Annotated in this window: 8 protein-coding genes; 4 read left to right on the forward strand and 4 right to left on the reverse strand. The window is 68.7% G+C overall.

The window, feature by feature from the left end; all coding sequences use genetic code 11:
• Positions 1 to 43: 43 nt before the first annotated feature.
• Together MFF24_RS08940 and MFF24_RS08945 are read right to left on the reverse strand one after the other, a co-directional pair.
• Positions 44 to 1,438, reverse strand: a complete 1,395-nt coding sequence (locus tag MFF24_RS08940; protein ID WP_238224041.1) for an RtcB family protein — start codon at positions 1,436 to 1,438, stop codon at positions 44 to 46.
• A gap of 140 nt (positions 1,439 to 1,578) precedes the next feature.
• Positions 1,579 to 3,183, reverse strand: coding sequence for a TROVE domain-containing protein (locus tag MFF24_RS08945; RefSeq protein ID WP_238224042.1), 1,605 nt, complete (start codon positions 3,181 to 3,183; stop codon positions 1,579 to 1,581).
• Positions 3,184 to 4,394: 1,211 nt separating this feature from the next.
• Between MFF24_RS08945 and MFF24_RS08950 the strand changes: the two genes are divergently transcribed.
• From MFF24_RS08950 to hisN, 4 genes are all read left to right on the forward strand, one after another.
• Positions 4,395 to 4,724 carry a helix-turn-helix domain-containing protein gene (locus tag MFF24_RS08950; RefSeq protein ID WP_238224043.1) on the forward strand — a complete coding sequence of 110 codons (330 nt, stop codon included), beginning with the start codon at positions 4,395 to 4,397 and terminating at the stop codon, positions 4,722 to 4,724.
• The gene (locus tag MFF24_RS08955; RefSeq protein ID WP_283214487.1) at positions 4,721 to 5,512 is read left to right on the forward strand and encodes a LamB/YcsF family protein; all 792 of its coding nucleotides are present in this window, start codon (positions 4,721 to 4,723) and stop codon (positions 5,510 to 5,512) included. Before MFF24_RS08950 ends, MFF24_RS08955 begins: the two co-directional genes overlap by 4 nt.
• A 193-nt stretch (positions 5,513 to 5,705) precedes the next feature.
• Positions 5,706 to 7,745, forward strand: coding sequence for an AI-2E family transporter (locus MFF24_RS08960; protein WP_238224044.1), 2,040 nt, complete (start codon positions 5,706 to 5,708; stop codon positions 7,743 to 7,745).
• Positions 7,746 to 7,813: 68 nt separating this feature from the next.
• Positions 7,814 to 8,605 (forward strand): histidinol-phosphatase, encoded by a 792-nt coding sequence (hisN, locus tag MFF24_RS08965; protein ID WP_238224045.1) that lies wholly within the window; start codon positions 7,814 to 7,816, stop codon positions 8,603 to 8,605.
• A gap of 193 nt (positions 8,606 to 8,798) precedes the next feature.
• On the opposite strand, the gene MFF24_RS08970 is transcribed toward hisN, so the two are convergent.
• Both MFF24_RS08970 and MFF24_RS08975 read right to left on the reverse strand, forming a co-directional pair.
• On the reverse strand, positions 8,799 to 11,105 hold the full coding sequence (locus MFF24_RS08970) for a calcium-binding protein (RefSeq protein ID WP_238224046.1): 2,307 nt from the start codon (positions 11,103 to 11,105) through the stop codon (positions 8,799 to 8,801).
• A 993-nt stretch (positions 11,106 to 12,098) separates the two neighbouring features.
• Complete coding sequence (locus MFF24_RS08975) at positions 12,099 to 13,091, reverse strand: alpha/beta fold hydrolase (RefSeq protein WP_238224047.1); 993 nt, start codon at positions 13,089 to 13,091, stop codon at positions 12,099 to 12,101.
• Positions 13,092 to 13,119: the final 28 nt, after the last annotated feature.

Here is a 13,119-nt window from a genome sequence, read left to right on the forward strand (position 1 = left end):
CATGCCGTGGACGACGGCGCCGGATCTCCACCCGGCGCCGCCCTCACTGACGTTCCGCGGCGGCCTTCGCCGCCCACTTCGCCGCCGCCTTCTTCCGCCAGGGCGCCTCGGCCTCCCAGTCGCCGGCCATGATGCAGCCGTAGGGCTCCACCGTGTCGACGATCTCGGCCAGATCGTACTTGGCGATCTGAACCCGCACGCTCGCGGCATCCTTGTAGGCGCCCGGCAGCTCCGAGAGGTCCGGCTTCCCGCAGAAGAAGCGCACGTCGATGCCCTCGGGCAGGGCGGGCGCGTGCTCCCGCAGGAAGGCCTTGCGGCTCATGTTGCGGCCCGCCCCGTGCGGGGCGAATCCGAGCGAAGCCGCGTGATCGCGGTGACGGGTGATCAGGATCGGCTCGGCCATGTTGAGCGGGATCAGCGTGCGCCCGTCATCGTCGGCCGAGAATCCTGCCCAGGACGGGGTCGCCCCCTTGCCGTGGTAGTAGAGCCCGTCCTCGCGGCGGAAGACGAAGTTGTGCTCGTTCCAGAACCGGTCCGCGACCGCGTTGCCGATTTGACGCGCCACGAGGTCGTGGAGCGCGAAGTGGCTGGCCTTGGTCCAGTCCCGCACGATCTGCAAAGCCTCCCAATAGGCCCGGCCGTCCTCGGATTCCGCCCGGATCCAGGCGTTGTGCGCCGGAACCCGCGGGGCGACGATCGACGTGTGGCGGCGCGCGACCGCCATGCCCTTCTTGTAGAGCTGGGCGCCAAGCCCCCGCGAGCCGTGATGGGTAACGAGCGCCACCTGCCCCGTCGAGGCGAGGTGTCCGACAGAGGCGAAGTGGTTGCCGTCCCCTTGGCTGGCGAAGTGCCCGACCGCCATGCCCGCGAATTCGGCGAGGAAGCGGTTGCCCGCGACCCCCGCCATCACCGCGTCCGGCGGTTGGACCACGCCCTTGCGGCCACCAGGACCGAAATGCGTGACCGCCTGCATCGCGTCGAGCACGCGCTTCGGGTCGTCGGCGCGGCGGAACACGGTGATCGCCACCGAGCAGCAGATGTCGGCCGAGTGGAAGCCCGGATGGATCGCGTCCGCGCAGGCCACCGCGCCGCCGACGGGGATCGTGCCCTCCGCCAGCCCCGAAGGGCAGGCATCCGGCATCACCGCGCCCTTGACGATGGTCGGCACCCGCATGAGCGCGTCCATATGCGTGATCACCGCGGCCGCGTTCGCCCGCTCGGCCTCCGTCTCGGCGTCGAGGAAGACGCCGAATTCGAGGCTGTTCGTGCGCATCGGCAATGCGTGGGTGGCAGGGTCGTGGGTAGTCAGGTGCGCGCGGATCGCCGCGTCGTCGCTGCCCTCGAGGCGCAGGGCGTTGGCAATGGAAACCGCCCGCTTGAACCATTCGCCGGGCTGGAAGCCCCAGGCGATGAGGTCGCGTCCGTTGATCGCGGTCATGGTGCCGCTCCGCCCTCGTGAAGTCTTGCTTCTTGAAATCTTCGGGATTGGGGCGGGCGGCAGGGTGCCGTCCGCCCCTCTCGATGGTGCATCGTCTCTGTCCGAAAGCCGGAAGCCACCTTTCGGAACGATGCCTCGCGTCATCCGCGGATGAAGTCCGCGATCAGCGCGGGCGCCGCCGTGTCGAAGCCGACCACGTCGAGCATGCCCGCATCCTCCGGATCGGCGATGCTGAAGCCGTTGGAGACGAGCCCCACGACCACGAGCTTGGCCGGAATCCCGGTCTTCTCCCGGTATTCCCGCAGCGCCTCGGCCGGGTGGACCGGGCCGGCCCAGGTCTCCGAGTCCGTGTAGACCACGAACGCGTCGGCCCGGACGCCCCGCTCCAGCGCCCAGCGCATCGGCAACGAGCAGTCCGTCCCGCCGAAGGGCAGGTCGTCGGTCGCCGCAACCGCCTGGTCGAGCCGCATCGACGGCCCGATCGGGAGAGCAGTCAGCGCCGCCCCCTGGCTCCAGGACTGGCCGGGCTCGGCGGTGAAGCCGAGAACCTGCCAGTGCTCCTCGGTCGCCGCGGTGACGAGCGCCATCGCGGCGGCCGCCTCGCGGGGCGTCAGCGAAGAGCTCGCGACGGAGCCGCAGCTCATCGAGCCGGAGACGTCCAGCGCCAGCACGAGACGCCGGCCCGTGGGCTCGACGTTTCCGAACGCGGTGTAGAACGCCGCGTTCAGCGCCTCGACGATTGCCGCCACCGGCTCCCAGGAGAGCCGGCCGCGCTGGCCGCGGCCCGACGCGTAGGTCCGCAGCGCCACCAGCAGCGCCATCGGATGCAGGCGGGCCTTCAGCAGGCGCTCCCGGTCCGACAGCACGGAGACCACGTGCGCAGTCGCCGCGGTGAAGGGCGCGAGCGCCCCCGCCGCGGTGAGCCGGCCGAGCTGGCGCACGAGGGCACCGACCGGCATGCGCTCGATCAGGGCCTCGTTCACCGCGCGGCTCGTCATCAGGCCCGTCGGCAGCGCCTCCCAGGGCAGGTTGTGCGTGCGCACCTGGGCCGCCGCGAAGGCACCGTCGGCGCCCTCCGCCTGCACCGAGGCGAAGGCGTGGACGAGGGCAGGGGTCTCCTCGGTCAGCGTGCCGCGACAGATCCAATCGAACAGCGCCTTCCGCGCCGGCTCGTCCGTCTCCGGATGGGCCAGCCGCAGGAGGTCGCGGTGCGACCAGCCCTGGCGAGCCCGGTACTTCACCGCCTGGTAGGCGAGCGCCTCCACCGGACGCACCCGGTACCAGTCGCCGACCGCCCGCCGGAGCGCCCGGCCCCAGCCGCGCATCGCCTCGACGGCGCCCGCGAACTTGAACAGGTGCGTGCCGGTGCGGCAGACCCGCGGCAGGGCGGCGAGCGCCAGCCGGCGGGTCGCCTCCGCTTCCGCGGAGGCCGCGAGGGCCAGCGCGAAGATCGCCGGATCCTGCTTCGGAGCACGGCCCGCCTCGCTCATCGCGACGATGGTCGCGACCGCCCGCGGGCCGTCCTCGGCAATGCAGAGCATCACCGCGACCGCGTTCTCCCGCGAGAGCGCCCGCTCGCCCGCGTAGTAGGAGCCGCCCTCGGAGCCCAGCACCAGGAAGCGGTCGAGCCGCGCCCAATCGCTCAGCGCGAAGACGTGGCCGCCGGCCGAATTCGGCACGGTGCGGGGAAGGGGCTCCGACTGCGGGGTGCGCCGGAGCGAGAACAGCTTTCCATAGTTCAACATTGCTCGCTCCTCTCTCCGCGGGGTTCTTTTGGGATTGTCCCCGAGGCTCGTTGCGGTCGCGCGGTCGTGATTCGTGCAAGGGGTTCCAGCGCCTCGCGGCGCTCAGGATTCGAACCTCAGGACCAGATCACCCTCGCAATCCGGCCCGCGCGGCCGAATACGTTTGTCTTGTCAGCGGCCGTGCGGGCATGGTGGGGAGACTAGGGCTCCGCTTGCGCGGCATGCGTCGCCCGTTCGCCACCCGGGCATCGGACCTCGCGGCCCGTGGGATTCGAACCCGGCCTTTCGGCCGACGATCACCAGTCTCCATCGGCCCGCACGGCCGATCTTCTGTCATTTGCGCCCTCGGGCGGATGGTCGTCCGCCTCCGGGTCGCGCGGTCATGGGGTGAGGAACGGGGCGCTCTATCCAACTGAGCTACGGGCCTCTCGACCCGGAGGGATTCGAACCCGCGACCACCTCATTAAGAATGATAACCATTCCTCTTCGGCCCGCGCCTTTTTGAATCTTTTCCTACAACTGAGCCGTGTGCGACCCTGCGGTCATGGGTGTCGGGGACGGGTTTGCTGAGCTACGGGCGTGATGCCCGGCGAAAGTCGAATTCGCGACCTCCGCAGCGCAGGCTGCGGCGCTCTACCGGTAACCGTCCCCGTTCGGCCCGCAGGGGCCGCCGGGATGGGATGAAGGGATGAGGGGCCGAGCCGGAGCGGCGGCCACGCGGGCATGGTGGTGCGGACGGGAATGTCCTTACGGACAACCGAGCCCTCGGCCCGAAGGCGTCAGGCGTTCGACTCCCTAAGATAACCGTCCGCTATCGGCCCGCGTGGCCGAGCGTATCTCGCGCGACCGGATACGACCGGATCGACCTTGGCCGCTCGGACCCTAGACGGGCGAAAGCGGCGACGCAGAGATCGTCGTGTTTCATGCCTTGCTCCGTCGAGGCGGGGCCAATGGGAGACGCGGACATGTGAACGGGCGATCGGATGGTTTCACGTGACAGGTGATAACCGATGCCCACCGGCCCGCGCCGGTGATGTTGTTCGAGCCAAGAACCGGGTGTGGGTACGAAGGAGCGAAGCTTTCCCGTACAGGTAAGCGATAACGCTCGTTTCTCCGGCCCGGCTGAGCCGATGGGCTGGTGCTTAAGGTTGTACCGCGGGTGCGTCAACCGGAAACTTGAAAATTCTTTCAGTTTCGACCATCTCCGCCCTATGCTCACCCCCGCCAACCCGCCTGCCATCACCCCCGCCCAGATCCGCGCCGGCCGCGGCCTTCTCAAATGGACGCAAGGGGTTCTGGCTCATCGTGCCAGCATCTCGGCGGTGACGCTCAACATGATCGAGAGCGATCAGGTCGCCCCGCGGATCAAGACTCTCGACGCGATCCGCTCGGTGCTCGAAGGGGAGGGCATCCGCTTCATCGGCGACGAGAGGGAAGGCTTCGGCGTGATGATGCGACCGCGGGCCGCGAGCTCGGCGAGCCCTGATCCATCGGAGACGCCTCAGGGGAAAACGTCGAGATCCATGCGGGCTGCCGGGTGAGCGCCCGCATCGATCTCAACGCCGACCTCGGCGAGGGCTTCGGTCCCTGGCGCATGGGCGACGACGCCGCGCTCCTCGACATTGTTACTTCGGCCAATGTCGCCTGCGGCTTCCACGCAGGCGATCCCGACATCATGGTCGAGACGGCGGCTGCTGCGAAGGCGCGAGGTGTCGCTCTTGGCGCCCATCCGGGCTTTTCGGATCTGCGCGGCTTCGGCCGCCTGCGCATCCAGGAGAGTCCGCGACGGATCGAGCGGGACATCGCCTACCAGATCGGCGCACTCCAGGCCTGCGCTGCGTTGGCGGGCGCCCGCATCACCCACGTCAAGGCGCATGGCGCGCTCGCCAACCTCTCGAACGAGGACGCGGCGGTCGCCGACGCGCTCGCCCGCGCCGTGGCCGGCGTCGATCCGGGCCTCACCCTCGTGGTCATGCCGGGGCTCGCCGCCGAGCGCGCCGGAGAACGGGCCGGGCTCACCCTCGTGCGCGAGATCTACGCCGACCGCGCCTATGCCGAGGGCGGCACGCTCGCTCCCCGCGACGCGCCGGGGGCGGTGATCCACGAGGCGCAGGAGGCGGCGGCGCGGGTCGTCCGCATGGTCGGGGAGGGCGCGGTCTTCACGCTGGGCGGACGCCGCATTCCGGTCGCGATCGACACGGTCTGCGTCCACGGCGACAACCCGGAGGCCATCGCGATGGCGCGCGCGGTGCGCACGGGGCTGGAGCGGGCGGGCTTTAGCCTCCGGCCCTTCGCTCAATCCTCCGCCCGATCATCCGCAGCGTCCTGACGACCACACCGGTACGGCAACGTTTCCGGGATCGAATTCCGCCTGCTCACGGTTTCTTGAGTTCAGGCGCCCTGGCGCGCCGCCTGCCGCGCGAGCCCGCGCGGCCCCTGAGCAGGACGAAGGACCCGCGATCGCGATGCGATCCGTTGGGCCCTCGATCGAAGCGTGGCGTAAGAGAGAAGTTCGGCCTGACATGAAGCGTATATCCCCCGGTGAGGGCTTCATCGTGCCGCCCCGCCCCACGCGGGTCGCCGCCGCCGAGACGCCCAAGGGTCCGCTCGCCTCCTCTCTCGTCGTGTTCGCGATCATCGTCGCGGGTCTGTTTTTCGCGCGCGAGGTGCTGATCCCGATCGCGATCGCGGTGCTCCTGTCCTTCGTGCTCGGTCCGCTGGTGAACTTCCTGCGCCGGCTGCGGCTGGGGCGGGCGGTGGCGGTGCTGGTCTCAGTGCTGTTCGCCGCCGGCCTCATCGGCGCAGTGTCGACCGTGATCGGGGTGCAGGTCGCCGAACTCGCGCAGGACGTGCCGCGCTACCAGCGCACCGTCGAGCGCAAGATCGAGGGCCTGCGCAACGGCTCGCTCGGCCAGACCATGGACTACATCGCCAACATCAACCGGGCGATCCACCAGGGCGGCGAGGAGAACAAGGAGAGCGCCGAGCGGGCCAAACGCGAGCAGGCCGCCCGCGACAACGCCCGCAAGGTCGAGCCGGAGCCGGCCAAGCCCTTGGTGGTGCAGGTGGAGGAACGGCGCCCGAGCCCGCTCGAACTCGCCACCACCGTTCTCTCGCCGGTGGCGCAGCCGCTGGCCACCGCCGGCATCGTCATCGTCGTCCTTCTCTTCATCCTGATGCAGCGGGAGGATCTGCGCGACCGCCTGATCCGGCTCGCCGGCTCGAGCGACCTCCACCGCACCACCGTGGCGATGGACGACGCGGCGCGGCGCCTCTCGCGCTACTTCCTGGGCCAGCTCGCTCTCAACACCGCCTTCGGAATCGTCATCGGCGTCGGGCTCTGGTTCATCGGCGTGCCGAGCCCGGTGCTGTGGGGCATCTTCGCGCTGGTCATGCGCTTCGTGCCCTATATCGGCGCCGTGCTCTCGGCGGTGCTGCCGATCGCGCTCGCGGCCGCCGTCGATCCGGGCTGGAGCATGGTGCTGGCGACCTTCCTGCTCTTCGCCCTCGTCGAGCCGATCGTCGGGCATGTCATCGAGCCGTTGGTCTACGGCCATTCCACCGGTCTTTCGCCCTTCTCAGTGCTGGTCTCGGCCCTGTTCTGGACCTGGCTGTGGGGACCGGTGGGGCTGCTGCTCTCGACGCCGCTCACCGTCTGCCTCGTCGTGCTCGGGCGCCACGTCGACCGGCTCGAATTCCTGGACGTCCTGTTCAGCAACCGACCGGCGCTGACCCCGGTCGAGAACTTCTACCAGCGCATGCTCGCCGACGACCCTGAGGAGGCGCAGGAGCATGCCGATCTGATCCTGCGGGAATGCTCGCTCTCGGCCTATTACGACGACGTGGTGCTGCGGGGCCTCGAACTCGCCGCCCGCGACGCCGCCCGCGGCGTGCTCACTCCCGACCAGAAGGACGAGATCCGCGCCTCGATCACCGCGCTGGTGGAGGATCTGGAGACGCGCGAGGACGCGGTGCCCGATCCCACCTCGAAAGCCTCCCGCCTGCTCGGCGACGGAGCGGGCGACGGAGAGAGCGCCTGCCAGAGCGATCCGATGCCCAAGCCCGACCCCGACGACCTGCCCGAGGCGTGGCGCGCCGACGGTGCGGTGCTCCTCGTCTCTGGCCGCGGCTTCCTCGACGGCGCGGCGACTGCCATCGCCGACCAGCTCCTGCGCAAGCGCGGCTTCGGCACGCGGCAGGTACCCTTCGCCGAGGTGGCACGGGTGCGCATCGGTGCCTGGGAGCCGGGCCCGGCCCAGGCCGTCTGCGTGATCTCGCTGGCGCTTTCGGGCGAGCCGACCCATCTGCGCCGCCTCGTCTCGCGGCTGCGCCAGAAGATCGATGCCGTGCCGATCGTCGCCGGGTTGTGGCGCCTCGACGATCCGATGCTCTCCGACGAGGCCCTGCGGGCCAAGCTCGGGGCGGACGATCACGTCACGTCGCTGCGCGACCTGATCGAGACGATTCTCGCCATCGCCCGTCATGAGGGTGGCACCGAGGGAGCACCCGAGCGCCGCGACGCGGCGACCCCTCCGCGTCAGGCCCTGCCCGAGCCGGCCTGACAGGACGGCTTGACGGAACGGCCTCCCGGCGTCTTCGTCTCGGGCGAGCAACGGGAGGCTGCCCCTCGATGAGCGTCGTCGATCTCGCCCAGTTCATGGAAGACCTCGCCACCCAGTCCGGGGCGGCGATCCTGCCGTTCTTCCGGGCGCATTTCGGCCTGGACGACAAGTCCCACGGGACGGGCCGCGCCTTCGACCCCGTCACCGAGGCCGACCGCGCCGCGGAAGCGGTGATGCGGCGGATGATCAAGGACCGGCTGCCCAGCCACGGCATCCTCGGCGAGGAGTTCGGCTCCGAGCGGGCGGATGCGGAATGCGTCTGGGTGCTCGACCCGATCGACGGCACCCGCGCCTTCATCAGCGGGTTGCCGACCTGGGGCACCCTGATCGGGCTCACCCATCACGGCGCGGCGGTGCGCGGGCTGATGCACCAGCCCTATCTCGGCGAGCGCTTCCTCGGCGACGGCAAGACCGCGAGCGTGCGCACCGCGAAAGGCGAGCGCCGCCTACACACCCGCCGCCTCGACTCGCTCGGCGCGGCCATCCTCGCCACCACCGATCCGCGCCTGTTCACCGAGGGCGAGGAGGCCGAGCGCTTCCGGGCGGTGGAGGCGGACGTGAAGATGTCGCGCTACGGCGCCGACTGCTACGCCTATTGCATGCTGGCGGCGGGCCAGATCGACCTCGTGGTCGAGGCCGGATTGAAGCCCTACGACATCGTCGCATTGATCCCCATCGTCGAGGGTGCCGGCGGGGTCGTGACGAGTTGGGACGGCGGACCGGCCACGGGCGGCGGCCGGATCGTCGCGGCTGGCGACCGTCGGCTCCACGAAGCGGCGCTGAAACGCCTCAACCCGTAGGGCCCGGCCTCAGAGCCTCGTGCTGGAACTCAGATCCCGCACGAGGCTCTGTCCTCTTGTTTGTGCATCGTCTTTTTCCGAAAGCCGATGGCCACCTTTCGGGACGAGGCTCGAGCGTGTCCGCTCGAGGGATGCGGTTTACCGTCGGGCGGCGTCGCCGGGGCGCGGGCCGCCTCGGCGACGGGGCTTTCGATCAGGCGAAGATCAGATCCTTCACCTGCCCGGCCAGCGCGGTATCCCACGACCAGTTGGACTGGCCGACGAGGTCGCTCGTCCGCAGGACATCCAGCGGAACCGCGCCCTGGCCCTCGGCCACGACCTTGTCGTTCTTGATCAGGCGCATGTAGCCGGCCTCGTCCACGCTCGCCTGCCACTTCGCCATCTCCCCCTCGACGATCGTGTCCAAGGCGGTGATGCGGTGCTTGGTAGAGCCGGTGAGGATCTCGAACGCCATGTCGTCGCCGTTGCCGACTTGGCCGAGCCAGATGTTGTCGCTGTCCGGGCCGTTGCCGGTATCGAACACACGCTGAAAGTGGCCGTCGTCGAGATCGTCGAAGCGGACTTCGGCGAACATCTTGAAGGCGCCGTCAATCTCGGGGATGGCCTTGTACGGCGTGATGGTCAGGTCGCTCACCTCGCCGACGAGGGGCTTGTCCGCCGCCCAATTGGATTTGCCGACGAATTCGTTGACCCGCGCGATATCCTTCGGGACGATGCCCTGACCCTCGGCCAGGAGGACGCCATCCTTGAACAGGCGCATCCAGCCGGTCTCGTTGACGCTCGTCGTCCACGTCGCCTCCTGACCCTCGACGATCGCCCCCTTGGCCACGACATGGGCGGACTTGCTGCCGTTCACGATGGTGAACTGCATGTCGCTCGACCTGCCGATCTGCCCGAGAAAGACGTTGTCGGCGCCGGCACCGTTTCCGAAATCGTAGACGCGCTGCCAGGCGCCGGCATCGAGATCCTCGAACCGGACCGTGGCACTCGCGGTGAAGGCGCCGTGGATGTCGGGCAGATCGTCCTTGAAGGTCAGATCGTAGACGCCGCCTTTCAGCGCCGTGTCGGCCCCCCAGTTGGACGCGCCCACGAGGTCCTTCACGCGGGTCACGTCGCGCGGCACGACCCCTTGACCCTCGGCGACGCGTACGCCGTCCTTGGACAAGGACATCCAACCCCGCTCATCGACGGCGGCGGACCAACGCGCCTCCACGCCCTCGGTGATCGCGTCGAGGGCGGTGATACGATGCGTGATCGCGCCGTCGAGGATCTCGAAGGCCATGTCGCGTTCGTTGCCGACTTGGCCGAGCCAGATGTTGTCGCTGTCCGGACCGTTGCCGGTGTCGAAGACGCGCTGGTAGAAGCCGCCCGCGAGATCGTCGAACCGGACCCGCGCGGTGACGCTGAACGCCCCGTCGATCTCGGGGATGTCGGCGCGATAGGCTTCGTCGGCGGCGGCGTTCAGAGCCATTTCGTAGGTCTCGCCTTGGCCGGCGGCCCCCGTGCCGTAGCGCGCCTGCAGGTGGGCGAGGAGCCCCGACATGCCGAGCACGGTGTCATCGAAGTTCAATGCGTCGATCGAGGTCAGCGTGTCGATGCTGCCCGAGGCGAGATGCTTGATGGAGACCGAGCCGCCGCCGTTCGTGTTATAAAGGGCCAGGTAATCCTGGCTGCGGCCTGCGAACACGGCGTTGTCGGTGCCGTCGCCGCCATCCAGCGCATCGCTGCCAGCGCCGCCGATGAGCGTGTCGTTGCCGGCGCCGCCGAAGAGCCGGTCATTGCCCGCGCCGCCGTCGATCCAGTCGTCGCCCCCATAGGCATAGAAGGTGTCGCTGCGAGTGCCGAGCGAGAGCTTGTCTGCCCGCTCGGTTGCGATCGGCATCCCCTTGTCCTGCAGCATGGCCAGATCGAGGTCCGAAATGGCCGGACGCCCTCCCCAGGGGGAATAAGGATCCATCAGATCCTCGATCCCCGAGACATGCGCGCGGGTTGCGTCGAGCTGGACCGCGCCGCCGAGAACCGTCCGCGTGTTATCGCCGTTGAAGACCGGCGCGCCGTTGGCCGAGGTCGTGGCCGCGAAATCGACGAAGCCGATCGCGTGCCCGATCTCGTGCTGGAACAGGGCGAACGCATCGATCTTGTTGCCCGGAACCGCGGCCGTTCCGGCCGGATCGTAGAACAGGTCTCCGAGCCGATGCTCACCGAGCGTGACGGTGCCCTCCGGGGCCCCGCCGTTCCCGTCATAACCTTCGCGCGCTTCGAGGATGGCGGCGTATTCCCACCGCGTTCCGCTCCAGGCCCAGTTGGGACCGCCATTGGCGAGGTAGTTGCCGCCGCCGACGTTGCCGATACCGATCGTGATACCGATCGTACCCTCACCTTGAAGATACTTGGCCCAGCCGTCCGCCGCACCCTGCGCGGTCGCGAGGATCAGATTGGCTCGGTCGCCAGCCATCGAGATCGAGTAACTATTCGCCCAGGTGACTGAAATCTTCGTCATCGTTGAATCCTCGGAGAGCCCTGAGCACCGAGCCGTCGTGGGACTGATCTCCCCGGCCGATACAGCGGACTTTGAGATTGGCTTTGCCGAGCCGGCGATCGATATTACGGGTCATCCCCCGCGTCGGTTGCAATCTAGCCCAGTCGTATTGTTCCGAGATTGACAGCAAGATTAAGATTTTACAAATATATGCTTGTTATACTGCGATCTGTATTGATTTGAATCCGGAATATTATGGCTATGCATCCGGCTAGTCGAACAAAATACTGATCCACCACCCGGCCAATCGACCTTCAGGTCGAGAAACCCGAGGCAAAAATTGATAAATGTGAACACCCAAGCACCTGCTTGGCCTTGCGATCGAGATTGCTGAAACACCGTCATCGGGCGGCGGGTTCGCGCCGGAACACGCTACACATCCGATTCAATACTGCACGCGAGAGCATTGAAATCGGTGATACCGTTTTCGATTGATCGCATCGGTTCGACACCTCGCTTCGTCAATTCGGGGCGCCGGAGGTATGCAATCCACGAGTGACCTCGACGTCATGTCTCAGCGTCGCATCACGGGTGGGTCCCGGGTTCCGCTGCGCGGCCCCGGGATGACGGGGAGGCGGGACCGAAGGGATCAAACGGAAACAGCAAGAGGCCTTTCGGAACGGAGCGGACACCGAAGCCGCCACGCGCAGGCGACGACGCGCGGCGAAGCTGCAGCGCAATTCGCCGATTGGAAATTGCGTTTCATGGCCGGCCGCGGTCGCCCGTCCTCCGCTGCAGGGGCCGAGGATGGCCGGAGGGACAGCCTCCTGCAGACCGGCCGCCGCCGGAGGCACCGCAAATCCTGCCCATCGGATCGGAGCTCGGCTCGGCGGGCTTCCGACCGCAGGTGGCGATCCGATCGCTCTCCGCACGGGGCCGCCGAGACGCACCCGACATGACGGGTGACGGGCGCGGACGGCTCCGGAGGGAGCGCGCCCGCGAGGCCCGCCCGTCTCAGCCGGCGACGGGAAAGGGGAACGCCGTGTCCCTTGCGACGGAACGAGAGACGTGGCCGGGGATGAACGCGTCGAACGCCGCCCAGAAATCGGTGCGGATCGCGTCGCACTCGCTCAGGATCTCGTGGCGGGCCCCCGGCAGCACGATCAGGTGCCCGTTCTTCAATCGGGCGACGAAGCGCTCGATCGTCGGCGTGCCGCAGACGGGGTCGGCCCCCGCCCCGATGATGAGGCAGGGCGTGCGGATCCGCCGGATCATCGCCGGATCCTGGAGCCGGCGCATCATCCGGAAGGCGGAGGCGAGCCAGGCGATCGTCGGATCGCCGACCGCGCCGGCGCCGACCTCGCGCGCGGCGGCCGCGTTGCGGGCATAGCGCACCGGATCGGTCGAGAGGCGGTTGCCGGGAAACGGCTTGGTGGCGATCGAGACCTTGCTGCCGGACGGCACGTAGCAGCGCCCGAGGCCGAGCCGGTGCAGGCCGCGCGCGAGCAGCGAGACCGCCGCCGGCCAGCGCACCATGCGGATCGACAGCATCGGCGCGACGGTGACGAGGCGCTGGAACGGCAGCCAGCCCTCGGCGGAGCCCGTGAGGGCCACCGCTCCGCCCATGGAATGGGCGAGCCCGAAATACGGCTCGGGCATCATCGGCACCAGCACCGTCTCGGTGATCGCCTTGAGATCGAGGCGGTAATCGTCGAAGTGGCGGACATGGCCCTTATGGGCATCGCGGACCTGCCGGCCGGAATCGCCCTGTCCGCGCCAGTCGAAGGCGACCACGCAGAAGCCGCGGGCGCGAAGATCGGCGATGGTCTCGAAATACTTCTCGATGAACTCGGCCCGGCCCTGGAGCAGGCAGACCGTGCCCTTCACGCCGCGCGTGGTCGGCTGCCACGTGGCGACGCGCAGGGGCACGCCGTCCTCGGTCTCGACCGGCACGAGGCGGGCACCGGGCGGCACCGGATTGCCGGGGGTGGGTCGCAGGCTCAGCACGGCAGGTGGGCCCCTGAAAATTTTTCGC

Origin of the sequence: Methylorubrum aminovorans (genome assembly GCF_022179725.1) — a bacterium.
GTDB lineage: Bacteria > Pseudomonadota > Alphaproteobacteria > Rhizobiales > Beijerinckiaceae > Methylobacterium > Methylobacterium aminovorans.